Raw genomic sequence first — 25,214 nt, forward strand, 5'->3', positions numbered from 1 at the left:
AAAGCGCATGCAAAAACGCACGCGCACGGCAACGCAACACGCCGTGTGGGGTCGGTCAGTTGAAACGAAGGTGGTGAATTCCCCTGAAGCGATCGATGAGTTCGAAATTGAAACGGCCGGGGCGCCGTGCGTCAGCGCACGAAGGGTGCGGACGTGACATCGGCTGCCTCGGGATGGCATGTCGATGTGGGGTTGGGAGGTGCAACGGAAGCCGGATCAATGTCTGGCTTGTAATATCCTGAAATTATAAACGAGAACAATTCTCGACTGTGCGAAATGAATGGAAAAGCACAGGTTTTTGCAGGGTATTGTTGGGTGAAACGAAAGGTGAGAGCGATTCGCCGGCGAGGCTGCCGGATGCCCGAACCGAGGTCTCGGCCGAGCCCTCAATCCACCTGCCGCCGCGTTCGCGCGCCGGGCCGCAACAACGTCAGCAGCGGCCAGCCCAGATTGACCCCCAGACTCGCGACGACGATCAACGCCATGCCCGCGAGTTGCGGCATCGACAGCGCGCGTCCATACACGACGGCATCGACCACGATCGCGGTCAGCGGATAAACGAACAGCAGCACGGCGATGATAGGCGTGGTCAGCTTCGGCAGCGCGCCGTAGATCAGCACATACGAGAGCCCTGTATGCAGCACGCCCATGCCCACCAGCCAGAACCACTGCATCGGGCCGATATGCACGGCGGTGAGCGGAGCGATGAACGGCAGGCACACCACGCCGACCGCGCACTGCACGAGCGTCAGCAGATGCGGGCGCAACTCGCCGAGCCCCTTGGCGATCAACGTGACACTCGCATACAGCACCGACCCCGCGAGCGCTTCGCCGATTCCGATCAGATAGCTCGCATGGCCTTGCAGATTCTCCGTGGCCGCCACGCCCGACGCGAGCACGAGTCCGACGAAGGCGGTCGCGATCCAGCCGAGCCGGTCGATACCGAGTCGCTCGTTGAACAGCGCCGCGCCGATCAGCACGACCCAGAACGGCTGCACATGAAACACCACGGTCGCGACCGCAATGCTGGTGCGATGGATCGCGTCGAAGAAGCCGACCCATTGCGTGACCATCAGCACGCCGGAAATCAGCGCCAAAACCGCGGTGCGGCGCGTGAAATGCGCGCGCGTGAAATAGCCTTTCCACGCGCAATACGCGGCGAGCGACAGAAAGCCGAACAGGCAGCGAAAGAACACGAGCGTCAGCGCGCCGAGCCGCGCTTCCTCGACGAAGACACCGATCGTGCCCATCAGAAGCCCGCCGCTGGCCAGCGTGATGGCGCCTTGTTGACGTGGGGTGAGGGGCATGCGAAACGGTCTCCGTGAGTTGATGCTGAATCGATGCCGTCAAGTATTGCGCGGCTTGCATGGCACCGACAAACGAATTAAATTGAGTAATTCCATAAGGCGGATTGATAAATCATGCATCCCGAGTTCGACGTCGATTTGCTGCGGACCTTTACCGCCGTGGTGGAAACGGGCAGTTTCACGAAGGCGGCGGCGACCGTGCATCGTTCGCAGGCGGCCGTCAGCATGCAGATCAAGCGCCTCGAAACGATGCTCGGCACCACGCTGTTCGCCCGCAACACGCGCAATCTGTCGCTGACGCGGCCCGGCAATACGCTGCTCGAATACGCACGGCGTGTGCTGGCGTTGCATGAGGAGGCGTGGTCGGCGATCGTGCGGCCTGAGGTGAGCGGGCGCGTGGTGCTCGGCGCGCCGGACGACTACGTGTCGTCGCTGCTGTCGCCGGTATTGCGGCGTTTTTCGACGCTGTATCCGCATGTGGAAATCGAAATCGTCTGCGCGCAGAGCACCTCGCTCGCGCCGATGCTGGCGGACAACAAGATCGATCTCGCGTTCGTCACACGCGACCGCAAGCTGCGCGGCGAATTCGTGCGCAGCGAGCCGATGGTGTGGGTGGGGGCGTCGGTGGATACGCCGGTGCTGGCGGCGTCGCCGTTACCGGTGGGGCTGTACGAGCCCGGCTGTGTGGCGCGGCAGCATACGCTGGCCGCGCTCGACGGCGCGCGTATTCGCTATCGCGCGGCATTCAGCAGTGCGAGTCTGATGGGGCTGGTAGCGACCGTGGATGCGGGTTTGTCGGTGATCGCGCTGACGCGTTGCAGCGTGCCGTCACGTCTCGCGATTCTCGGCGAAGCACAAGGCCTGCCGAAGATCGCACCGCTCGAAATCGTGGTGGCCCGCAGCGCCAAATCGGATCGGCCGACCTGCGACTATCTGGCCGCGCAGATGGTGCAGGATTTGTCGCTGGGGCCGCAGATGCAGTCGTCGACGCAGACGCCGCCGCCGCAGTCGCGCTCGAAGGGTTCGAGCGCGGCGCAGGCTTAAGCGCGCGGGTAGGCCGTCACTTCGCCGTCCACCGACAGCCGCACGCGCTCGCCCGGCTGCGGCGACAGGTAGCCCGGCACGCGGGCGCGCACCATGGTTTGCGTGCCGGACTGCATTTGCAGCGCAACGCCGGCGTCCTGACCCTGAAACGTCACCTCGGTGACGATCGCGTCGTAAGCGCGAGTGTCGTTGACGAGGCGATCCTCTTCGCGAAACAGGCGGATCTGCTCGGGCCGTACCATCACGTCGACAGCGCCCTGGCCGATCGGCGTGGACAGCGGCAAATCGCCGAGTTCGCAACTCACCCGATCCTGCGTGACCGTACCCGGCAGCAACACCGCTTCGCCGACAAACGACGCCAGTTCGCGCGTGACCGGCCGCCGGTACAAGGTCTGCGGCGTCGCCGTCTGAATCAGCCGGCCGTTCCACAATACCGCGACCTCATGCCCCAGCGACAAAGCCTCGGATTGATCGTGCGTGACCAGCACCGCCGTGGCGCCGGTCGCGGCCAGCGCGCTCGCCACCGCCTGACGGGTTTCGAGCCGCAACGCGGCGTCGAGCGAGGAAAACGGTTCGTCGAGCATCACCAGCGTAGGCGACGGTGCAAGCGCGCGGGCCAGCGCGACGCGCTGCTGCTGACCGCCCGACAACTGCTGCGGCGCACGCGTGCCGAAGTCCGCCGGCAAGCCGACCAGTTCCAGCAACTCGGCCACCCGATGCCGCGCGCGCCGTTGCGTGCGCGGCAAGCCGAATACGATGTTGTCCGCCACAGACAGATGCGGAAACAGCGCGCCTTCCTGCGGCACATACCCAATCCGGCGCTGTTCCGACGGCACATGCAGGTTATCGCCGACCACGCTGCGGCCGTCGATTTCGACGCTGCCGCTATCCGCGCGTTCGAAGCCGCACAACAGGCGCAGCAACGTGGTCTTGCCGCTGCCCGACGGCCCCAGCAGCGCGAGCAGGGTGCCGCGCTCAACCGAGAGATCGATGCCGTGCAGCACCGAGTGGCCGTCGAACGATTTTTGCAGTCTGCGGATACGAAGTTCGCTCATGAAAATCCGATGGTTAAAGCTGGTAGAGCATGGGCATCGATCGGCACTGAATCAGCCGCGTTCGCCGAGCAGCGCCGATTTGCCGAGCAGCGCGAACAGCAGGCCCGACGCGAACAGCGAAATGCCGGTGAGCAGCGCAGCATACGGCGCGGCCGCGGCGAACGCCATGGTCGACGTGTCGGCCCAGACCTGGGTGGCGAGCGTTTGGGTGTCGAGGGGGGAGAGCAGCAGCGTCGCGTTCAGCTCGGTGACGACCGAAATAAACACCATCGACGCGGCGGCCCCGAGTCCCGGACCCGCCAGCGGCAACACCACGCGGAACAGCGTCTGCGACCAGTTCAGGCCGAGGGCGCGCGCGGTTTCTTCCAGACGCGGTTGCGCCTGCATGAAGGCGGCGCGCACGCTGACCAGCGCGACCGGCATGAACAGCATCGCATAGGCGACCACCAGCAGCGTCGCGCTTTGATAGAGCGGCTGCAGCGCATGCACCGCGAGCGAGACGATTGCCAGCGCGATCACCAGACCCGGTACGCCTTGCGCGAGAAACACGGTGCGTTCGAACAGCGTCGCGAAGCGGGTCGGGTAGCGCACCAGCAGGAACGCAAGCGGGATCACCAGCAAGGTGGTTAGCGCCGCCGCGGCGAGGCCGAAACCGACCGACGACAACGTCGCGTTGAACAGCAGTTCGGGCGACACGTCGGCCGGCGTGACAGCCGCCGCGCCCGGTTGAGTCAGCCAGTAGCCGATCATGCCGAGCGGCACGCCGAGCGTGGTAACGGTGAGCAGCGCAAAGCCGGCGACGACGATCCAGCGCCACGCGCCGAGGTCGTAGCGCAGCACCGCGCGACGGGTGCCGCGATCGACGCGTTCATAACGCGCCGCGCCGCGCACGCGAAACTCGAACGCGAGCACGATCAGGCAGATCACGATCAGCAGGCAGGCGAGCAGCGAGGCGCCGCCGCCGTCGAAACTGGTGCGGAATTCCGCGTAGATCTGCGTGGTGAAGGTGTGAAAGCGCAGCAGCGTGAAGGCGCCGAATTCGGACAGCACACCGAGCGCCACCAGCAGCATGCCGCCGAGCAACGCCGGCCGCAGTTGCGGCAGCACCACCCGCATGAAGCTGCTCCAGCGGCTGCAGCCGAGCGCGCGCGCGCTTTCTTCGAGCGCGGGGTCCATGCTACGCAGCGCGGCGGCCACCGGCAGATAAACGAGCGGGAAATACCCGCAGGTCAGCACCAGGAGCGCGCCGTTGAAGTCCTGCAAATCCTGGCTCAACGATACCCAGGCATAGCTCGAGATAAACGCGGGCATGGCGAGCGGCGCGGCCGTGAGCACGGCCCACAGGCGACGCCCAGGCAAATGCGTGCGCTCGACGAACCACGCCGCCGCCGTGCCGAGCACCGCGGACACCAGCGTGGTCGACACGGTAATCAGCACGGTGTTGACCAGCAGTTCGCCGACCAGCGGGCGGAAGATGAGATCGGCCGCTTCAGCCGCGCCGAAGCTCGCGGCACGCCAGAACGTAAACGCAATCGGCAGCAGAACCAGCAAAGCGCTGATTGCTGCTGCCGCGAACAAACCGCGCGGCGCGCGCGAACGGGCGCGCGCCGCCACGGTGGATACAGCCGGCGGACCGGCTGACAAGGCTTCGCTCATTTACAGCAGACCTGCCTGACGCAACAGTTTGCCGGCCTGGCTGTCGTCGCCGAGCTGCTCGATGGTCAGTGCCGGCGGCTTCAGTTCGGTGAACGGCTTGAGGATCGGGTCCGACGCGACACCTGCGCGCAGCGGATATTCGAACATCACGTGGCTGTTCGCCATCAGTTGCTGCGCGCGATCACTGACCAGATACGCGAGGAACTTCTGGGCGCCGTCCGCGTTGTGCGCGGACTTCAACACCGCCGCGCCCGACACGTTCACCGCTGCGCCGGCGTCGCCGTTGCCGAAGTGATAGATCGCGCTGCGAGTCTTGCCGTCGCCGATTTCAGCGTGCAGGCGAGCCCAGTAGTAGTTGTTGATCAGACCGGTCGCGACACCGCCGCGATTGACGGCGGCCACCACGCCTTCGTCGTCGTCGAAGAGTTGCGCGTTGGCTTTCAGGCCCTTGAGCCATTGCACGGTTTGCGCTTCGCCCTTCAGCGCGAGCACGGCGCTCACCAGCGGCAGGAAGTCGCCGTCGCTCGGGGCGATACCGACGCGGCCTTTCCATTCCGGCTTGGCGAGATCGAACAGCGATTGCGGCAGTTGCGACGGTTGCAGCTTCGTGGTGTTGTAGGCCAGCACGTTTTCACGCGCGGTCACGGCAACCCACGAGCCCGTCGGCGAGCTGAAGCGTGCCGGCACGGTGGCGAGCGTGGCGCTGTCCACCTTGTTCAGCAGGCCTTTCTCTTCGAGCAGCATCAGCTCGGGCGAGTTTTCCGTGAAGTACACGTCGGCCGGCGTGGCCGAGCCTTCCGCGACGATCTGCGCGGCCATCGCCGGGCCTTCGCCGTTGCGGATCTTCACCGAGATGCCCGACTGCTTTTCGAAGTCTTTGGCGAGCAGGTTAACGACCTGTTCGTGCTGCGCGTTATAGACCGTGATGGACGCAGCCTGCGCCGCCGAAGGCACCGTCGCGAAAGCCGCGAGCGTGAGCGCTGCGGCGCTGCTGATGAGGCGCACGCGGGTGCCAAACCATGATTGAGCCATGATCCTGTGTTCCGTTGGTGATGTTGTTGTTGATCTTTCGATGCGTCGCTTGCTTGTTCACCGTGCCTGCGGCCCGCTTGCGCGGATCGCCGGCACGGCATGCTACCGGGCCTCTGTTACGCCTCGAACAGCCCCGCGCCGATATACGAACCCGGCTTCGCGCCCGGCGGCACCGCGAACACCGCGCTGCCTACATGGGTCGTGAACTGGTTCATCATGTCGAACTTCGCGAGCCGGTCGTTGATCGGAATGAAGCCCTTACGCGGGTCGCTCTGGTGAGCGACGAAAATCAGCCCCGCGTCGTATTCCGTTTCCTGACGCCATGGCGGCCAGCGCTCGATGTAGAAATCCGTGCTGTCGTTGTACGAATACGAGCGGCGCAGAATCTGCGCACCGTTGTTGCTGGCCTGATTCGACAGACGCACGTGCGAGTTCTCCGGAATCACCGGATTGCCGTCCTTGTCTTCTTCCTTCAGGTCGACCGCGTCGAACTCGCTCTTTTTGCCGATCGGCGCACCGCTGTACTTGTGACGGCCGAACACCTGTTCCTGGAAGTCCACCTCGGTGTTGTCCCAGTGTTCCAGCGTGATGCGGATACGTCGCACGACGGTGTACGTGCCGCCTTCCATCCACGGCGCGTCCGCGGTGGCGCCGGCCCACACGAACTCGTTCATCAGTTGCGGTTTCGCGGTGGACGGATTGTTGGTGCCGTCCTTGAAGCCCATCAGATTGCGCGGCGTCTGACCGCGCGGACCCGACAGGAAACCGGCCTGGCCCCAACGCATGGCGGCCGTGCCGTAAGCAAGGCGCGCCAATTGGCGGACCGCATGAAACGCGACCTGCTGATCGTTCGCGCACGCCTGGATGAACAGGTCGCCGCCGGTTTTCTGTTCGATCAGTTGATCGCCGTTGAAACGCGGCAGATCGACGAGCGCGGCGGGGCGGCGCGCGGCGAGACCGTAGCGGTCCTTGCCGTCTTTCGTGAACAGACCCGGGCCGAAGCCGAACGTGATCGTCAGGCCGCACGGGCCGAGGCCGAGCACGTCGCCGGAATCGGGCGCGGCTTTCGCGTTGACCGGGCTGTAGGCGCTGCCGTCGTCTTTACCGCCCGACTTGGCGGCGGGTGCGCTCTCGACCATGCCGTCGACTTGCGCGGCTTTGGCGGTCGCGCCGGTCGGCAGCGGCGCGGCCGTATTGCCTTGCGTCAAACGCGCGGCCGCGTCGGTCCAGGCGCGCAGCAGCGCGATCACGTCGGCGCGGTTTTCGGTCGTCAGATCGAGCGCGGCGACATACGTGTGACTCTGCTGCGCCGTGACGACGCCACCTTGATGCAAACCGTAAAACGGCTCGACGGCCAGTTGCGGATCGGCGCTGTGCGCGGGTGGTTTGGCGAGCGCGGCCTGAGCGACCTGCGCCGCACCGAGACTCGCGCCGGCGGCGACCGCGGCGCCGCCCGCTTTCAGAAATCCGCGCCGTGAGGGCCGCGGGGGTTGATCGTGTGCCATGGCTACTTCACCTTCATTGCGCTGTGGGGTGTTTTGCTTACTTCGCGAGAACCAGCGTGTTCACGTCGTCTTGCACGTAGTAGAAACCGTCGCCTTCGGGCGTCAACGCAAGACCGAACAGGTCGCCGTTGCCCGGGGGCGATTGTGCCTTGTCCGTGTCGATCCAGCGAGCGTAAATCTGCTTGCCGGTGGCCGGGTCGATCTCGACGATCTGGCCGTTCAGCGCGTTGGTCACCAGCAGGTGGCCGTTAGGCGCGGTGACCATCGCGAGCGGGCGATGCAGCAGGCCGTCGGCGGTCAGTTGGCGGCCCACGCCTGCGCTGGTGTCGCGCGTCATCGGTTCGTCGATTTCCGTCACGCGGTTGCCGATCGCGTCGGACACGTACAACAGTTTCTGGTCGCCCGACAGCGCGAGGCCGGTCGGGCCGACGAGAAACACGCCCTTGTCCGCCTGCGCGCCGAAGCCGCTGCCCACCACGGTTTCCTTCTTCACGACCGGCGGCTTGTCGGCCGGCACGTCGAGGTCCAGGCGCAGCACGGTGGCCTGCTTGAACACCGGCGGATTGCCCTCCGCACCGCCCACGCCGAAGCCGGCGTTACTGACGAACAGCGTCGCGCTCGAGCCGTTGTCGACGACCGCCATGTTGCCCCACGGGTCGTTGATGTTCGGGCTCGTGATGGTCGAGGCGACCTTGCCCTGCGGATCGATCACGATCAGGCAGCCGGCGCCCTTGGTGCCGGTGGTGCCGTCGTTGCTCGGCGTGCTGCCGACGATCACGTAGCCGGACTTCAGCATGGTCATCGCCGTGGAAAGGCCGATGCCGCCGGGGCACGCCTTCAGATCGCGCGGCACCGTCGCGAACACCGTCATCTCTTTGGTGTCCGGATGGTAGTTGATGATGGTGCTGCCGGTGCCTTGCAGGTTGGTCGAGTTGTTGAAGTTGCCGACCAGCACGTCGCCCTTCTTGACGGTACCGACGCTGACCGGCGCGACCACGACCGCGTACGGGTTCTGGTCGCCGTTGCCCGGCACGGTGTTGATCAGCGTGGTGTGGTGCTTGATGGTTTCCAGGAAACCTTGCGGCTCGGCGTAGGCGCCGGCGGCCGTTGTCAGGGCAGCGGCGGCGATCAGGGCCCGCGCGGCGCGCGGCGAAAACTTGCGCGTGGGTTGGTTCATGATTGGATCTCCGTGCGGGCGCACAAAGCGTTGATTGCGGTCATGATCGAAAGCATGGGATTCGATTTGTCGGTAGCGTGTAAGTTGGGCGAGCGCGGCATCAGAACGTGATGTTGGTCCGCACGCCGATGACGAACGTGTTGCGCAGCGGCTGCGTCGGGTCGCTCGGGTTCTGGCCGGCGCCGGCGTTGAACGTATATTGTGCATCCGCCTGCAGCTGCCACCACGGATTGACCTGATACTGATAGGTGGCTTCTAGCGTGGTTTCGCTGGTACGCACGCCGTACGGGCCGCCGCTGAATGCCTGATTGTCCTGATCGAGACCGTTCACGTGGTTGCCGATCTTGATGTACGTCAGCGCGATGCCGGCGCTGTCGTTGTCGCGGCCGGCGAACGGCGCCTTCAGCACGACGCCGACGTTGGCGGCCACGCTGACCAGATTGCGGTCGCCGGGCGCGCCCATCACGCGGGCAAATACGTTCAGGCTGCGCGGTTCGTCCGGGTCCGGGCGCCAGATCATCTGGTCGGCGACCGCGTAGAAGCTGTAGTCGCCGTGATGATTCTGGGCAATGCCGGTGGAGGCCGGATTCGCAAGCGACAGACCGGTGTTGTCGAAACGCTGGTCGGCAAAGCTCTGGTTGTTGTACCAGAGGCCGAGCTTGTAGGTGCCCGGCAAACCGCCGCCGCCCATGCCGACCATTTCGCCGTCGGCCGGCTGGTTGATCGCGTACTGCAACTCGCCGATGAACAGCGTGCCGTTGTGCAGGTTGAAATTGGTGCCGCTCTTGTTGTTCGGGCTATTGCCGAGCGGGTCGCCGTCGAAGACACCGGCGAGCGCTGTCAACGAAGGCGTGATCTGGCCGCGCACGCGCACGCCGAGATCGGCCAGCGGATAAGCCGGGCCGCCCGAGGGCATGTCGTACGAAGGCAGCGCGGGCCAGCCGAACATCGTATTGACGAACAGCGCCGAGTTCGTGCTGGTGATGAATTCCTGGTCGATACTTTGCTGACCGACCTTCACGTCGATACGCTTGTTCAGGAACGATTGCTGATACCACAACTCCCACAGGCGGGTCGTGTCCTGCGCTTCGATACCGCTCGCCGTATTCAGCGTGCCGAGCTTGTTGGCGCTCAGGTTGGCGCCGTGAATCTGCAGCGCGCTCACGTTGAACAGACCGCCCGGCAGACCGAAGGCTTTCTGCGTATCCATCTGCACGGTGGCGGTCGTCAGACCGTCGTAGTCCGCGCCTTTCGAGAGACCACCGCGCACATTGGCCAGCACTTCACTGGTTTCCGTGAGCTGCAAGGTCACGCCGTATTTGCCGAGCCACGGACGCAAACCGCCAATGTCGCCGAGCAGCGTCGCGCGATTCCAGACACCCGTCCACTGATTGGTCTGGGTGGCCTGAATGTTCAGGTCGGCCTCGGGGGCTTCGGGCGTTGCGTCGGGGTTGGCTTCAGCCATGGCCACGCCGGCTGTCAGCGAAGCCCAGGCAAATGCCGTGAAGAGCGCGGCGCGCCGCAAGGAGGGCAGACGCGAACGGCTACCGACACCAGCGCGCCTGGCGGAATCGCGAAGCGGACGCGCTTGAACAGCGGGTCCGTTGAGTTGGGCGAACTTCATCGAAATCCTTGTTTGTGTTGTATCGACTGAACTGATCACCGCGGTATGACGTTGCTGTCACGACTGCGATTTGCTGCGACGGGTCGCGACGCCGGGCACAGCAGATGGCGAGATCGTACGCATGCGAAATAGGTGCGTCAACACAAATGAGAACGATTCGCATCAATATTACTGACATGTAACTTTGATCTTTACGGACTGCTACTAATGGCTATTTGAGCGTAATGAAAAGAGAATTAAAACGTAATTTAAACGTAGGGTTGTGGTCTTATCGAATGCGTTTTCAATAAACCTGCCGCGTGCGGAAGCATTGCGATTGCTGAGCCGCTATGATCTTTTTCGAAGCCGCCTGGCGGCACAAGATCGATCAGCGTCGAGCGCCTCAGACCTAACCGGGAACATGCCGATGTCACACACCGTCAATCTGGACCATTACTTCACCCGCATCGGCTACGACGGCCCGCGCGCGGCCACGCTGGAGGTGCTGCAGGCGCTGCACCGGCTGCATCCGCGCGCCATTCCGTTCGAGAACCTGAACCCGTTCACGCGCCGCGCGGTGAAGCTCGATCTCGAATCGGTCGAGCGCAAGCTCGTCACGAACCGTCGCGGCGGTTACTGCTTCGAGCAGAACGCGTTGCTCGCGAACGTGCTGATGCAACTGGGCTTCAACGTGACGCCGCTGCTCGCCCGCGTGCTGTGGGGCCGTGAATCCGACGAGGTGCCGCCGCGCACGCATATGGTTTTGCGGATCGACCTGGACAACGAGGCATGGATCGTCGACGTCGGTTTCGGCAGCGTCACGCTGACCGCGCCGTTGCGTCTTGCCGTGGGCATCGCGCAGCGTACGCCGCTGGGCACGTTCCGTCTCGCCGACGCATCGCACGATGCGCTTTACCTCGACGTGCAGGCGCGCGACGAAAGCTGGACGCGCGTCTATCGCTTCGATCTGCACGCGGTCGAGTGGGTCGACTATGAAACCTCGAACTGGTACACGTCGACGGCGCCGGAATCGATTTTTGCCACCACGCTGATCGTGTGCCGTGTCCTCGACGACTCGCGGCTCACGCTGCGCAACGACCAGTTGAACGAACGCGGCGCCGACGGCGAGGTCGTGCGCGAACGGCAACTCGCCAGCGCGGACGAACTCGCGGCCTGCCTGCGCGATCAGTTCGGCCTGAATACCGGCGACATCGATCTCGTCGACGTGTTCAATCGCGTACGCACACCGGTCCACAACGTTTAGCAACTCAGTCACCTACATGGTCAAGCGTCTCGTTCTGCAAACGGCGGTCTGGCTCGCCGCCATGGGCGTGCTGCTATTCGGCGCGGCCGGCACGCTCGAATGGCCGGCCGGATGGTGGTATCTGATCGAGACCGGCGCGCTGAGTCTGTGGATCGGACTGTGGCTCGCTCGGCACGATCCGGGGCTGCTGGCCGAGCGGCTCGCGCCGATCGTGCAGGCGCAGCAAAGCAGATGGGACCGTGTGTTCATGGTGAGCGTGTCGCTGGTGTGGTGCGCGTGGCTGGTCCTGATGGGCCTCGACGCCGTGCGCTTGCACTGGTCGCCGCCGGTGCCGTTGGCGCTCGTGAGTCTCGGGTCGCTGTGCATCGTCGTCTGTCTGGTCATGTGCCGCGCGGTGTTTCGCGCCAACAGCTATGCCGCGCCCGTCGTGAAGATCCAGGCGAGTCGTGGCCACAAGGTGATCGACAGCGGGCCGTATGCGTACGTGCGTCACCCCATGTACGCCGCCGCGTTGTTTCTGTTCGTCGGCACGCCCTTGCTGCTCGGCTCGTGGTGGGGGCTCGCCTGTGTGCCGGTCATGGTGCTCGGCATCGGCTGGCGCGCGGTGCGGGAAGAGCGTCTGCTGAACGCCGAACTCGACGGTTATCCCGACTACGCCTCCCGCGTTAAATACCGCTTCGTGCCGCTTATCTGGTAACGGTCAATCACGCCGGCTTGCCCAATGCGCGAGATCGGGCGCGGCTCGCGCGCGTCCACGCATCCCCCTCTCTGGTTCATGATGCACCAACCTGTCTAGACAAAATGCACCGCGCTGACGCGCGCATTCGATGCGTCGCGACGCTTCTGTAATCAACGTTCCGTTCTGTAGAACCCCGCCAGACGGCACTAGTAGGGGCTTACCCGATGAACGGCGGTTTTTCTTACCGAACCCCTTGCGACCGCTTTTTGACTCATGCAGACTTGTCTATACAAATTCAGCGATGGTTAGAACATCCCAGTTCGACGGTTTCCTCAATCAAAGGAGTTTCGACGTGAAAGTGAAGCACACGACGTTAGCAAAAGCATTGATGGGCGCCGTGCTCGGCGCCGCGACCATTTTCGCGGCACCGGCGCAGGCTAAAGACTGGAAGACCGTGACCATCGCGCTCGAAGGCGGTTATGCACCGTGGAACCTGACCTTGCCGGGCGGCAAGCTCGGCGGCTTCGAACCGGAGCTGGTCGCGAATCTGTGCGAGCGCATCAAGCTGCAATGCAATCTCGTGGCGCAAGACTGGGACGGCATGATTCCCGGTCTGCAAGCGGGCAAGTTCGACGTGCTGATGGACGCCATTTCGATCACGCCGGAACGTGAAAAGATCATTGCTTTCTCGCGGCCGTATGCCGCCACGCCGGCCACCTTCGCGGTGGCCGACGCGAAGGTGCTGCCCAAGGCAGCGCCGGGCGCGGGTGTGGTCAAGCTGTCGGGCGATCCGAAAGCCGACCAGCCGACTGTCGACGCACTGCGCAAGCAGCTGAAGGGTAAGACTATCGGCATTCAGTCGGGCACGGTCTACACCAAGTTCATCAACGACGGCTTCAAGGACGTCGCCACGATCCGCGTCTACAAGACCTCGCCCGAGCGCGATCTGGATCTGGCCAACGGCCGCATCGACGCGTCGTTCGACGACGTGACGTACTACGCCGCCAACATCGACAAGAAAGAAACCGCGTCGATCGTGATGGCCGGTCCGAAGATCGGCGGCCCGATCTGGGGCCCGGGCGAAGGCCTCGCGTTCCGCAAGCAGGACGCCGATCTGAAAGCGAAGTTCGACACCGCGATCGGCGCGGCGCTTGCCGACGGCACCGTCAAGAAGCTGTCCGCCAAGTGGTTCAAGACCGACGTCACGCCTTGATTCGCTGAGCAAGACGAGCGCGGCGCGTGGGACCCACGCGCCGCGCTCGTCCACGGATTCGATCCGCTGTCATGGATGAGGGGTAGGGAATGGCACTGATACAGATGCTCGGCTTCGGGCCGGATGGCTGGGGCGGCGTGATATTGCTCGCGGCCTTGATGACGGTCGCGCTGACGCTCGCCGCGCTCGCGGTCGGCGCCGTGTTCGGCGGCCTGATCGCGGCGGCCAAGCTGTCGCGGTTTCGCACGTTGCGCGTGATCGGCGACATCTACACCACGGTGTTTCGCGGCGTGCCCGAACTGCTCGTGATCTATCTGTTCTATTTCGGCGGCTCGACGTTGGTGACGACCATCGGCCAGTGGTTCGGCGCGGATGGCTTTGTCGGCGTGCCGCCGTTCGTGATCGGCGCGCTCGCGGTCGGCATGATCTCCGGCGCGTACCAGGCCGAGGTGTACCGCGCGGCGGTGCTGGCGGTGTCGCGTGGCGAACTCGAAGCCGCACGCTCGATCGGCATGCCGACGCTGACCATGGCGCGCCGCATTCTGATTCCGCAAGTGCTGCGTTTCGCGCTGCCGGGCATCGGCAATGTCTGGCAATTGAGCCTGAAGGATTCGGCGCTGATCTCCGTCACGGGGCTCGCCGAATTGCTGCGCACCAGCCAGGTGGCGGCGGGCTCCACGCATCAGTACTTCACGTTCTTCGTGGTGGGCGGCGCGCTGTACCTGGTCATGACCAGCATCTCGAACCGGGTCTTCAACCGCGCCGAGGCGCGCGTGGGCCGGTCCTTCAAGCGCAACTTCGCGCGCAACTGACAAGGACGGTCACCATGCATTTCGATTTCGACTTCCTGTTCGACACGCTCAAGCAACTGCTGGCCGCCGTGCCGACCACCCTCGGGCTGTTCTTCTGTTCGCTGATTCTGGGCGGCTTGCTGTCGCTCGTGATCGTCACGATGCGGGTGTCGCCGCACTGGCTGCCGAACCGTTTCGCGCGCGCTTATATCCTCGTGTTTCGCGGTTCGCCGCTGCTGATCCAGATGTTCCTCGTGTACTACGGGATGGGTCAGTTCGGCGTGATCCGCGAGAGTTTTTTGTGGCCGGTGCTGCGTGAGCCGTATATGTGCGCGGTGTTGTCGCTGGCCTTGTGCACGGCCGGCTATACCGCTGAAATCATTCGCGGCGGCTTGATGGCCGTGCCGGTCGGCCAGATCGAGGCGGGCTATTCGATCGGTCTGTCGGGCTTTGCGCTGCTGCGCCGCGTGATCGGGCCGATCGCGTTGCGTCAGTGCCTGCCCGCGTATTCGACGGAAGCCGTGCTGCTCGTCAAATCGACCGCGCTCGCGAGTCTCGTGACCGTGTGGGAAGTGACCGGCGTCGCGCAGCAGATCATCCAGCAGACCTATCGCACCAGCGAAGTATTCATCTGCGCCGCGCTGATCTATCTGTTCCTGAACTTCGTTATCGTGCGCCTGCTCGGCATGCTGGAGACGCGTCTGTCGCGCCATCTGCGCGCCGCGCCCACGCAAACCGCGCCGAATCGCCCGGTGTCCGCGAATACCGAAGCACGTCGCGCCGCGTCCTGAGCGGCCGGCCATTCCGAATGAATCTGGAGAACTCCATGAACGCTACGGCTCCCGTCGCACTGTCGGTCAAGAACATTCATAAGTCGTTCGGTGAGCACCACGTGCTCAAAGGCATTTCGCTCGACGCGCATCAGGGCGACGTGATCTCGATTCTCGGCGCGAGCGGTTCGGGCAAGAGCACGTTTCTGCGCTGCTTGAACCTGCTCGAAACGCCCGACGACGGCTCGGTCGCGCTGGGTGGCGAAGAGTTGAAAATGAAGCGCCGCGGCGACGGCAAGCCGCAACCGAGCGACCGCCGCCAGGTGGACCGTGTGCGCTCGCAACTCGGCATGGTGTTTCAGAACTTCAATCTCTGGTCGCATATGACGGTGCTGGAGAATCTGATCGAAGGGCCGATGCGCGTGCAAAAGCGCAGCCGCGCGGAATCGGTCGAAGAGGCTGAAGCGTTGCTCGCCAAAGTCGGTCTCGCGGAAAAACGCGGCCACTATCCGGCGCATCTGTCGGGTGGTCAGCAGCAGCGCGTGGCGATCGCGCGCGCGTTGGCGATGCATCCGAAGGTGATGCTGTTCGACGAGCCGACGTCGGCGCTCGATCCGGAACTGGTCGGCGAAGTGCTGCGCGTGATGCGCTCGCTCGCCGAAGAGGGCCGCACCATGCTGGTCGTCACGCACGAGATGGGCTTCGCGCGTCACGTGTCGAATCGGGTGATGTTCCTGCATCAAGGCCAGGTGGAAGCCGACGGCACGCCGGACGAAGTGTTCGTCGAGTGCAAGTCGGATCGCTTCCGCCAATTCGTGTCGAGTCATCAGGACCGCACCACCAATTGAGCCGCCTGGCCGGGCGGGGTCGTCCGGTTGCGTGAGCATGCCGTATTCGCCTGGCCGCGTCGCCGGGCTAACTACCACTGAGCAGAGCACTACCATGGCCGTGATCCGTTCCGATCGTCCTCTCGACTGGGCTCAGGTGGCGGCTGTCGCCGCCGGTGAACCGCTCGAACTGTCCGCCGGCGCCCGTGCGCGCATCGCGGCGGCGCGTGTGCTCGTCGAGCAGATCGTCGCGCGCGGCATTCGCGCTTATGGCGTGAATACCGGCGTGGGCGCGTTGTGCGATGTGATCGTCTCACCGGCCGAACAGCGCAGCCTGTCGCGCAACATTCTGATGAGCCACGCGGTCGGCGTCGGTGCGCCGCTCGGTGTCGCCGAGACACGCGCGATCATGGCCGCGGCCGTCAACAACTTCGCGCATGGGCACTCCGGCATTCGCCTCGAAGTCGCGGATCGGCTGGTCGCCTTGCTCAATGCCGATTGTTTGCCGGAAGTGCCGGCGTTCGGCTCGGTCGGTTATCTGAGCCATATGGCGCATATCGCGCTGGTGTGCATCGGTGAAGGGCACGTGCGCTATCGCGGCGAGCGGCTCACGGGACGCGACGCGTTGCGGCGGCTCGGGCTCGAACCGCTGGTGCTCGAAGCGAAAGAGGGCTTGAGTCTGGTCAACGGCACGCCGTGCGTCGCGGGACTGGCCGCGTTGGCGCTGGCGCGCGCGGCGCGTCTGCTCGACTGGACCGATATGGTCGCCGCGATGAGCTTCGAGAATCTGCGCGGCCAACTGGCCGCGTTCGATGAAGATTCGCTCGCGTTGCGCATTTCGCCGGGCTTGAACCAGGTCGGCGAACGGATGCGCAGCGCGCTCGCCGACAGCGGCATTCTGGCGGCGGTGGTCGGCCAGCGCACCCAGGACCCGTTGAGCATGCGGACCATTCCGCACGTGCACGGCGCCGCGCGCGACGTGCTCGCCGCAACCGCCGACGTGGTCAATCGCGAGCTTGCTTCGATTACCGACAACCCAATCGTCGCCGGCACGCCGGACGCGCCGCGCGTCTATTCGCAGGCGCATGCGGTGGGCGCTTCGATCGCGCTGGCCATGGACAGCCTCGCCACCGCGATCGCGCAAGTCGCGGCAATGGCCGAGCGGCGTCTCGACCGCCTCGTCAATCCACTGGTTAGCGGTTTGCCGGCGTTTCTCGCGCAGCCTGGCGGCTCCTGTTCCGGCTTCATGATCGCGCAGTACACGGCGGCTTCGCTGGTCGCGCAGAACCGGCGTCTGGCGTTGCCGGCGAGTCTCGACGGCGGCATCACCTCCGGCTTGCAGGAAGATCACCTGTGTCACGCCACACCGGCCGCATTGAAAGCGCTGGAAATCGTCGACAACGCCGGGCGCATCGTCGCGATCGAATTGCTGGCGGCTGCGCAAGCGTACGACCTGCAAAGCATCGACGCGCCGCGCGCGCCGCACACCGAGGCGTTGTGGCAACGCGTGCGGTGCGTCGTGCCGACCTATCGCGACGACCGCCCGCTCGCGCACGACATGAGCGTGGCATTTCGCCTGATCGCCGATCAGGCGCCGCCACCGCTGCCGAACCCGGGTAACATGGGGCCCCGGCCGGTTACGTCGGCGCAGGGCGCGGATCTGGTTGCGCCCGCAACCGTCACGAATCTGGCGGCGGGCAAGCTGCGCGCTGCCGCGAATGTCGCGCTCATGTCGATCGACGACGGGCGCGGCGCGACGCAGACGGCTTGATGGAGACAACGGCGGTGTGAGGGCTTACCCGCTTGCGCACCGGCCAAGGCGTGCCCCATGGGCACTTCCTGCGGGGCGTCCTCCACAAGGGACTTCCTACGGGGCGCGTTCCGGGGGCATTGCCTTGGGGCGCATCACCCTGTACAACCCGCGTACCCCCCACGAGGTCGCAGTGAACACAACGATAAACGCGCAACCCGCAGAGACGCAGGAACGCTGTCAGGAGACGCCGGCGAAGGCCATGCCCGCGTATGAACAGATCAAACGCTACGTGATCCGACGCATTAGCGAAGGCGACTGGAAACCGGGCGGACTGATCCCGTCCGAAACCGAACTGGTCAAGGAATTCGGCGTGGCGCGCATGACGGTCTCGCGCGCGCTGCGCGAACTGACCACCGACCGCGTGCTGACGCGCGTGCAAGGGTCGGGCACTTTCGTCGCGCCGCAGCGCTACGAGTCGACCGTACTGGAGATCCGCAACATAGCCGACGAAATCGCCGCGCGCGGTCATCGTCATTCGGCGCGCGTGCTGACGCTCGACCCGAGCGACGATCCGCAGGCGCTCGAAGCCCTCGGTCTCGCCGGCGGCCCGGCGTTTCACTCGTGCATCGTGCACAGTGAAGAAGGCGAGCCGATCCAGTACGAGGACCGCTACGTCAACCCGAAGGTGTTCCCCGACTATCTGCAACAGGACTTTACCGTCGAGACGCCGAACCACTACATGGTGCGGCTCGCGCCGATCCAGCGCGCGGAATTCCGCATCTATGCGCAGAAGCCCGACGCCTACGTGCGCCGTCATCTGATGATGGATATCGGTGAGCCGTGTTTGCAGCTATGGCGCCGTACGTGGGTGGGTGACGATGTCGCGACGTCGGTGCAGTTGTGGCACCCGGCGTCGCGTTTTCATCTGGCGGGGAACGTTTAGCGCTCTCTGGGTGCGCTGGGCGCTTGTCGCGCCCGGCGTCAGCCCTGGCGTTGCGACAGATCCGGCGAAAACCGGCAACCCAACCGGTAACGCGAACCGGGATGCACAAAGCGCGCAAAGGTCACCGCCACGCCGCTTGTCCACGTGCGGCGCATTAGCGTGAGACAAGGTTCCTCGGCGCGGATTTCCAGCAGCTCGGCCTCGGCGCGCGTCGGCAGACCCGCGTCGACCACATGCTCGACATCGTGCGCGGGCACGACGGCATACAGATACTCGGACGGCCTGACCGTGGCGAAATCCTGCTGCAAGAATTCCGGCGCGGTCGCGGGATTCACGTAGCGGTCTTCGAGCTGCACCGGCAAGCCGTTCTCGCGGTGCACGCAGATCACGTGAAACACCGACGCGCCAGGCGCGAGACCCAGCGCATTCGACACCATCACCGAGGCCGTTTCGCGTTGCGACAGCACCGTGTCGTAGCGGTATTCGTGGCCGCGTGAACGGATTTCGTCGCCGATATGGGCGATCATCAATAGCGTGGATTGCGGCTTGGTTTGCGCGACGAAGGTACCGACGCCGGAGACGCGTGTTACCAGCCCTTCGTCGGCGAGTTCGCGCAGCGCGCGATTCACCGTCATGCGCGACACGCCAAGCGTCGCGACCAGATCCAGCTCGGAGGGTAGCCGGTCGCCCGCGTGGCGCTCACCCGATTCGATGATGCGGCGAATGTGGTGCTTGACCTGTTCGTAGCGCGCGGCCGGCGCCGCGGCGGCGCGCGTGTTCATGGCGTCGGCGCGTCGTCGGGGCCGCGCGCCCAGAACGCGTTGCGGTCGAAATAGTTTTGCAGGAATTGCCGCAGGCGCGGCTGGCCCGTGTCGTGAAAGACCTCGCGCGGCGCGCCTTGCACGGCGATCCGGCCTTGATCGATGAACATGACCTTGTCGGCGACCTGCGCGGCAAAGCCCATTTCGTGCGTGACCACGGCCATTGTCATGCCGTCGCGCGCGAGTTGTTTCATGACCTGCAGCACTTCGCCGACCAGCTCCGGATCGAGCGCCGAGGTTGGTTCGTCGAACAGCATGATGTGCGGCTCCATGGCCAGCGCCCGCGCAATGGCCACCCGTTGCTGCTGACCGCCGGAGAGTTTCGCCGGGTAGGCGTCGCCCTTATGCGCAAGGCCGACCGTGTCGAGCATCGCGTTGGCGCGGCGGCGCGCTTCGTCGCGCGAGAGATGCCGCACGCGCAGCAGCGCTTCCATCACGTTGCCGAGCGCCGTCATGTGCGGCCACAGATTGAACTGCTGAAACACCATGCCGACGTTGCGCCGCACGCGATTGATCTCGCCTTGCGAGGCTCGCACGCGTTTGCCGTTGCGCTCGCTGTAGCCGAGCAATTCGCCTTCTATACGCACAGCGCCCTGATCGTAAGTTTCGAGCGCGGCGAGGCAGCGCAACAGCGTGCTCTTGCCCGAACCCGACGGGCCGATGATGCACACCACTTCGGAGCGCGCGATCTCGAGATCGACGCCGCGCAGCACCTCGACGTCGCCGAAGCGCTTGCGCAGATCGCGCACTTCGATCAGCGGCGCTTGTCCGTTTGTGGCAGCGGCGGTGGTGGACGCGGAGGAGGGCATGTCGGCGATAGCGTTCATCAGGGAGTCCGGATTGCGTTCATGCCATGAAACGTGCGATGCGGGTCTCGGCCCACATGCCCGCGCGCGAGGTCAGCTCGACCAGCGCGAGATAACACACGCACAGTGCCAGCAAGGTTTCGACGAAAGCGAAGGTGGCCGAGCCGATGCCGGTCAGTACGAAGGTGAGCTCGGGCACGGTGACGATGGACAGCACCGCCGTCTCCTTGCTTAGCACGATGATGAGATTGGTCAGTGCGGGCACGATCAGCACCAGCATTTGCGGCACCTGAATGCGCAGCACCGCTTGCCAGCGCGTGAGTCCGAGACACGACGCCGCTTCGAGATGGCCCGGCGGCACCGATTGAAATCCGGCGCGGAACGCCTCGGCGAAATACGCGCTGCCGTAGAGACCTAAACCGAGTACGCCGGCTGTCATTGGTTCGAGCGTGAGGCCGAACGACGGGCCGCCGTAGTAGAGCAGAAAGAGTTGCACGAGAAACGGCGTGCCGCGAAACAGCTCGATATAGAAGCGCAATCCGCCGCGTACCCAGCGTCCGCAAAAGAGTTGCAGCACGGCGATCAGAAAGCCGATCAGCAGGCCGAGCACGACGCCCGCGATCCATGTGCCGAGCGTCGTTGCGAAACCCGCGGCGATCGGCTGAAGGTTGTGCGTGATGACGGTCGGATCGAGCTGTTGCATGACGTGGGTCCGGAGTCGGTCAGGCGTGTTGCAGCCGGTATTCGGCGGCATGCGCGATGAGCGCGAGCGCGCCGCAGATCACGAAGTAGATCAGCCCGGCGGCCAGATACGCTTCGAGCGGCCGGTAGGTGCTGGCGGCGATGTTCTGCGCGGTGCGCGTCAACTCGGCCACGCCCACTACCGATATCAGCGAAGAAGCCTTGATTAGCAGCACCATTTCGTTGACGAGCGAAGGCAGCGTCAACCGGATGGCTTGCGGCACGAGAATGCGCCGCAGCATGTCGAACGGCGAGAGCCCGAGCATGCGCGCGGCTTCGAGATGGCCAGGCGGAATGCTGAGAAAACCGCCGCGCAGGATTTCGGCGATATACGACGCGGAGCACAGCGACACGGCGCTGATGGCGGCGACGACCGGCGAGACGTTGATGCCCGCGAACGGCAGCAGGTAATACACCAGCAGCAGTTGCACCAGCATCGGTACACCACGAAAGAAGAACACGTAGGCGCCGCCGAATAAACGGGCGGCGCGTGTCGGCGAGAGCCGCGCGGCGCACACGCCGATCGCGACGAAGAAGCCGATCAGCAGCCCCGTCAGCGAAATGCCGATGGTGGCGAGCGCCGCGTGCAACAGCAGCGGCAAGCCCTGAACGAAGACGGTCGTGCTGAACATAAGCGTCGCACTCTACAGCGATCAATAGTTCGGCATCGGCATGGTTGTCGGCGCATCCATGGCCACGCCGAACCACTTCTTCTGCAACGCCGCGAGGCGGCCGTCGTTGTGCATTTTCACGAGCGCGGCGTTGAACGCATCGGCGAGCGGCTTGCTGTCCGCGTCTTTACGCAGGCAGTAGGCGAAGTACACCTTCGCGCCGAACGGCGGCTGCACCACGGCGAACGCCTCCGGACGCTGCTTGGCCACATATGCAATGTTCGTCATGGAATTCGCGACCGCCGCGATCCGGCCGGCCGCGAGATCGGCGTAAGCCTGATTGTTGTCGACGTATTCGCGGATTTCAGGCGGCTTCGGCAGCGTCGCGACGTAGGTCTTCAACTGATCGAGCTGCGCCGAGCCTTTGCCCGCGCCGACCGTCTTGCCGGCGATATCCGACGATTGTTTGAGCGCGGTGTCGTTGGCGCGCTTGAGTAGCGCGTCGGTGGCGTCCGCGATGGGCAGCGTGTACGTGTAGCGTTCCATGCGCGCCTTGGTGACCGTCAACGGGCCGCCCACCATGTCGAACTTGCCCGCTTCCAGACCCGGCAGCACGCTCGGCCACGGCAGGTCGATAAAGCGCACCTTCACGCCCATTTCCTTGCCGACCTCGGCGAACAGATCTTTGTTGAAGCCGGCTTGCTGACCGTTCTCGAGGAAGTCGAACGGCGCGAACTGCATCTCGGTGCCGACCACCAGTTCGCCGGCTTTCTTCACTTTGGCGAGCTGATCTTCCGCGTGCGCGGTGACGCTTGCCGCGCACAAGGCCAACATCAACAGACGACACTTCCAGCCTGCAAGGATACTCATGGGATTCTCCAGTGGGCAAAGCGGTGTCGCGCGAAAAACGGCGAGCGAAAGCGGTGAGCGGTTCGGGCCCGGCGCGAGTCATGCGAGGCAGTATATACCGCGTTTTTGCCGCGAAAAAAATAAACGCGCGACTAGAGAAAAGCCCTAACGCAGCACATTGCAACGCAACTTGCGGGGGTGCTTTTGGCGGTATATACAACTGCTGATGCACGAAGCGCGCGACGCTTTTTCAGCGGTATTCTCGTCAGTAGATTGCAACGGCCTTTCAGGGAGCCACGCGATGCCAGTGACCTGCATTCCCATCATCGATCTCGCCGGCGTTCGTGCGGGCGACTCGCACGCCTTGCAGCGCGTGGCGGGTGAAATTCACGAGGCGTGCACGACGATCGGCTTCTTTTACATCGTCAATCACGGCGTGCCGCAAGCGTCGATCGATGCGGCGGAACAGGCCGCGCGCGAGTTCTTCGCGTTCCCCGTGGAGACCAAACGGCGCGCGGCGGTCAATCATCGGCATCGCGGTTTCAATGCGTTGGGCGATGCGACCATGTACCAGGCCAAACGTCCGGATTACAAGGAGTTTTTCAGCATCGGCCTCGAACTGCCGGAGGACGATCCCGACGTGCTCGCCGGCCAGGCGCTGCGTGGGCCGAACAACTGGCCGGACTTCATGCCGGCATTGCGTCCCGCGCTGTACGGCTATTACGAGTCGGTCGCGGCGTGCGGCGCCGATCTGTTGCGCGCGGTCGCGGTGAGCCTCGGCGTCGACGAACATTTCTTCGCGCCGCGTTATACCAAGCGGATGCAGCGCACGCAGATGGTCTACTATCCGCCGCAGCCTCCGCAGTCGGACGCGGATCAGTTCGGCGTCGCGCCGCATACCGACTACGGCTGCATCACGTTGCTATGGCAGGATCAGGTGGGTGGTTTGCAGGTGCGCGAAATCGCCAACGATACGTGGGTCGACGCGCCGCCGGTGGAAGGCAGTTTCGTGGTGAACGTGGGCGATCTGCTGGCGCGCTGGACCAACGACCGCTTTCGCTCCACCTTGCATCGCGTCATCAATGCGTCGGGTCGCGAGCGGTATTCGATCGCGACGTTCTATGATCCGACTTACGGCGCGAGCGTCGATCCGCGCGACCTCGGCGCGGATGAGGCCGAGGTCCGCTATCAGCCGGTTGCGGCGGGCGACTATATTCTCGGACGCATTAACGATTCGATGGGCTATCGCAAGAAACGCGCGGAAGCAGCGTCAAGCTGAAAGCGCGCAAGGAACCCCTGCATGACAGATAACGGAAAGGCTAACGACACGGCGCCGCTAACATCGATACTCGACGCCCTGCGCGCCGCGCTAGGCGACGACGCGGTTCGCGTGGGCGAGCAGATCGGCGAACGCGCGATGACCGACTGGACGCGTCACGATCCGACACGCCCGGCAGCGTTGCTGTTGCCGCGTACCACTGAAGACGTATCGCGCGCGCTGGCCATCTGCCACGCGGCGCATCAGCCGGTGGTGCCGCAGGGCGGCATGACCGGACTCGCGGGCGGGGCGATTGCGCGGGCCACGGATATCGCGTTGTCGCTGGAACGCTTGAGCGGTGTCGAAGAAATCGACGCCGCCTCGGCCACGCTGACCGTGCGCGCCGGCACCACATTGCAAACGGCTCAGGAAGCGGCGGCGCAAGCCGGTTTCGAACTCGCGCTCGATCTCGGCGCGCGCGGCTCGTGCCAGATCGGCGGCAATCTCGCGACCAACGCGGGCGGCAATCGCGTGATCCAGTCGGGCACCGCGCGCGATCAGGTGCTCGGACTCGAGGTCGTGCTCGCCAACGGCGACGTGCTGACGTCGCTCGGCAAGATGGTCAAGAACAACACCGGTTATGACCTGAAGCACTGGTTCATCGGCTCGGAAGGCACGCTGGGTGTGATCACGCGCGCGGTGTTGCGGCTGCATCCGCCGCGCGCCACGCGCCACACTGCGCTGGTCGCGCTCGACGGTTACGACGCCGCGGTGGGCCTGCTACGCCGCCTATCGACACGTTTTGGCAACGACATCGGCGCCTTCGAAATCATGTGGCCGGATTTCTACGACTTCGGCGTGAAGCTGACGGGTACGCGTTCGCCGTTCGCCGAGTCTCATCCGCTGTATGCGCTGATCGAACAGGCGAGTTTCGATGCCGGCGACGACGGCGAGCGTTTCGCCGCCGTGCTGACCGAAGCGCTCGACGCCGGCGCGCTCCGCGACGCGGTGATCGCGCAATCGGTGGCGGATGCACGCGCGTTGTGGGCGATCCGCGAATGCACGGCGGAATTTCCCGCGCGGCTCGACGCCATCAACTTCGACGTGAGCTTACCGATCGGCGGGATCGGCGCGTTCGTCGACCGTTGCCGCGCCGCGCTCGATCAGCGCTGGCCCGGCAACGAATCGTATTTCTTCGGGCATATCGGCGATTCGAATCTGCATGTGACCGTAGACGGACATTCGATTCCGGGTGTCACGCATCACTCGGTGTACGCGTTCGTCTACGAGATGCTCGGGCCGTTGCAAGGTTCGGTGTCGGCGGAACATGGCATTGGTTTGCTCAAGCGCGAGTTCTTGCCGATCTCGCGCTCGCCGGCGGAGCTGGCGGCTATGGCCGCGATCAAACACGCGCTGGACCCGCACGGGATTCTGAATCCGGGCAAGCTGTTTTGATCGGGTGAGTGGGCGGCAGGGCGAGCGGGGAGCGAGGGCGCACCGTGCGCCCTC

The 25,214-nt window shown here is 64.6% G+C and carries 23 protein-coding genes; 11 read left to right on the plus strand and 12 right to left on the minus strand.

Features of this window, described 5'->3' with window-relative positions:
• Positions 1-386: 386 nt before the first annotated feature.
• The gene (locus B0G83_RS22375) at positions 387-1,307 is read right to left on the minus strand and encodes a DMT family transporter (protein ID WP_105509592.1); all 921 of its coding nucleotides are present in this window, start codon (positions 1,305-1,307) and stop codon (positions 387-389) included.
• Positions 1,308-1,421: 114 nt separating this feature from the next.
• Between B0G83_RS22375 and B0G83_RS22380 the strand changes: the two genes are divergently transcribed.
• Positions 1,422-2,351 (plus strand): LysR family transcriptional regulator, encoded by a 930-nt coding sequence (locus B0G83_RS22380; protein WP_105509593.1) that lies wholly within the window; start codon positions 1,422-1,424, stop codon positions 2,349-2,351.
• Here the strand turns inward: B0G83_RS22380 and B0G83_RS22385 are convergent.
• From B0G83_RS22385 to B0G83_RS22410, 6 genes are all read right to left on the minus strand, one after another.
• Positions 2,348-3,406, minus strand: a complete 1,059-nt coding sequence (locus B0G83_RS22385) for an ABC transporter ATP-binding protein (RefSeq protein ID WP_105509594.1) — start codon at positions 3,404-3,406, stop codon at positions 2,348-2,350. The two genes, B0G83_RS22380 and B0G83_RS22385, sit on opposite strands and share 4 nt — an antisense overlap.
• 51 nt (positions 3,407-3,457) lie before the next feature.
• Entirely contained in the window at positions 3,458-5,062 is a 1,605-nt protein-coding gene (locus B0G83_RS22390; protein ID WP_105509595.1) for an iron ABC transporter permease, read from the minus strand.
• On the minus strand, positions 5,063-6,094 hold the full coding sequence (locus B0G83_RS22395; protein WP_105509596.1) for an iron ABC transporter substrate-binding protein: 1,032 nt from the start codon (positions 6,092-6,094) through the stop codon (positions 5,063-5,065).
• 116 nt (positions 6,095-6,210) lie between these two features.
• Complete coding sequence (locus tag B0G83_RS22400) at positions 6,211-7,599, minus strand: Dyp-type peroxidase (RefSeq protein ID WP_105509597.1); 1,389 nt, start codon at positions 7,597-7,599, stop codon at positions 6,211-6,213.
• A 37-nt stretch (positions 7,600-7,636) separates the two neighbouring features.
• A complete protein-coding gene (locus B0G83_RS22405) occupies positions 7,637-8,776 on the minus strand; it encodes a hypothetical protein (RefSeq protein ID WP_105509598.1) in 1,140 nt (379 codons plus the stop codon).
• A gap of 100 nt (positions 8,777-8,876) precedes the next feature.
• The gene (locus tag B0G83_RS22410; RefSeq protein WP_105509599.1) at positions 8,877-10,400 is read right to left on the minus strand and encodes a carbohydrate porin; all 1,524 of its coding nucleotides are present in this window, start codon (positions 10,398-10,400) and stop codon (positions 8,877-8,879) included.
• A gap of 406 nt (positions 10,401-10,806) precedes the next feature.
• Between B0G83_RS22410 and B0G83_RS22415 the strand changes: the two genes are divergently transcribed.
• From B0G83_RS22415 to hutC (B0G83_RS22450), 8 genes are all read left to right on the plus strand, one after another.
• The gene (locus tag B0G83_RS22415; protein WP_105509778.1) at positions 10,807-11,643 is read left to right on the plus strand and encodes an arylamine N-acetyltransferase; all 837 of its coding nucleotides are present in this window, start codon (positions 10,807-10,809) and stop codon (positions 11,641-11,643) included.
• A gap of 16 nt (positions 11,644-11,659) precedes the next feature.
• The gene (locus tag B0G83_RS22420) at positions 11,660-12,340 is read left to right on the plus strand and encodes an isoprenylcysteine carboxylmethyltransferase family protein (protein ID WP_105509600.1); all 681 of its coding nucleotides are present in this window, start codon (positions 11,660-11,662) and stop codon (positions 12,338-12,340) included.
• 370 nt (positions 12,341-12,710) lie between these two features.
• A complete protein-coding gene (locus tag B0G83_RS22425) occupies positions 12,711-13,535 on the plus strand; it encodes a transporter substrate-binding domain-containing protein (RefSeq protein ID WP_374954935.1) in 825 nt (274 codons plus the stop codon).
• An 89-nt stretch (positions 13,536-13,624) separates the two neighbouring features.
• Entirely contained in the window at positions 13,625-14,347 is a 723-nt protein-coding gene (locus tag B0G83_RS22430; protein ID WP_105509601.1) for an ABC transporter permease, read from the plus strand.
• Positions 14,348-14,361: 14 nt separating this feature from the next.
• Positions 14,362-15,117, plus strand: a complete 756-nt coding sequence (locus B0G83_RS22435) for an ABC transporter permease (RefSeq protein ID WP_105509602.1) — start codon at positions 14,362-14,364, stop codon at positions 15,115-15,117.
• 35 nt (positions 15,118-15,152) lie between these two features.
• Positions 15,153-15,944: an ABC transporter ATP-binding protein gene (locus B0G83_RS22440; protein ID WP_105509780.1), complete on the plus strand. Its 792-nt coding sequence runs from the start codon at positions 15,153-15,155 to the stop codon at positions 15,942-15,944.
• Positions 15,945-16,038: 94 nt separating this feature from the next.
• Positions 16,039-17,694 (plus strand): aromatic amino acid ammonia-lyase, encoded by a 1,656-nt coding sequence (locus B0G83_RS22445; protein ID WP_105509603.1) that lies wholly within the window; start codon positions 16,039-16,041, stop codon positions 17,692-17,694.
• A gap of 241 nt (positions 17,695-17,935) precedes the next feature.
• Positions 17,936-18,619, plus strand: coding sequence for a histidine utilization repressor (hutC, locus tag B0G83_RS22450; RefSeq protein ID WP_181157047.1), 684 nt, complete (start codon positions 17,936-17,938; stop codon positions 18,617-18,619).
• 38 nt (positions 18,620-18,657) lie between these two features.
• Here the strand turns inward: hutC (B0G83_RS22450) and hutC (B0G83_RS22455) are convergent, their stop codons facing one another.
• From hutC (B0G83_RS22455) to B0G83_RS22475, 5 genes are read right to left on the minus strand one after another with little or no spacing between them, the layout of a single operon-like run.
• Entirely contained in the window at positions 18,658-19,401 is a 744-nt protein-coding gene (gene hutC / locus B0G83_RS22455) for a histidine utilization repressor (RefSeq protein ID WP_105509605.1), read from the minus strand.
• Positions 19,398-20,267 (minus strand): amino acid ABC transporter ATP-binding protein, encoded by an 870-nt coding sequence (locus B0G83_RS22460; RefSeq protein ID WP_105509606.1) that lies wholly within the window; start codon positions 20,265-20,267, stop codon positions 19,398-19,400. Before B0G83_RS22460 ends, hutC (B0G83_RS22455) begins: the two co-directional genes overlap by 4 nt.
• Before the next feature lie 19 nt (positions 20,268-20,286).
• Positions 20,287-20,949 (minus strand): amino acid ABC transporter permease, encoded by a 663-nt coding sequence (locus B0G83_RS22465; RefSeq protein ID WP_105509781.1) that lies wholly within the window; start codon positions 20,947-20,949, stop codon positions 20,287-20,289.
• Between the two features lie 19 nt (positions 20,950-20,968).
• Positions 20,969-21,619 (minus strand): amino acid ABC transporter permease, encoded by a 651-nt coding sequence (locus B0G83_RS22470; protein WP_105509607.1) that lies wholly within the window; start codon positions 21,617-21,619, stop codon positions 20,969-20,971.
• Positions 21,620-21,640: 21 nt separating this feature from the next.
• On the minus strand, positions 21,641-22,468 hold the full coding sequence (locus B0G83_RS22475) for a transporter substrate-binding domain-containing protein (RefSeq protein WP_105509608.1): 828 nt from the start codon (positions 22,466-22,468) through the stop codon (positions 21,641-21,643).
• A gap of 280 nt (positions 22,469-22,748) precedes the next feature.
• On the opposite strand from B0G83_RS22475, the gene B0G83_RS22480 reads away from it, so the two are divergent.
• A complete protein-coding gene (locus B0G83_RS22480) occupies positions 22,749-23,726 on the plus strand; it encodes an isopenicillin N synthase family oxygenase (protein ID WP_105509609.1) in 978 nt (325 codons plus the stop codon).
• 21 nt (positions 23,727-23,747) lie between these two features.
• On the plus strand, positions 23,748-25,160 hold the full coding sequence (locus B0G83_RS22485; protein WP_105509610.1) for an FAD-binding oxidoreductase: 1,413 nt from the start codon (positions 23,748-23,750) through the stop codon (positions 25,158-25,160).
• The last annotated feature ends 54 nt before the right edge of the window (positions 25,161-25,214 follow it).

The organism is Paraburkholderia sp. BL21I4N1 (genome assembly GCF_002973525.1).
Taxonomy (GTDB): domain Bacteria; phylum Pseudomonadota; class Gammaproteobacteria; order Burkholderiales; family Burkholderiaceae; genus Paraburkholderia.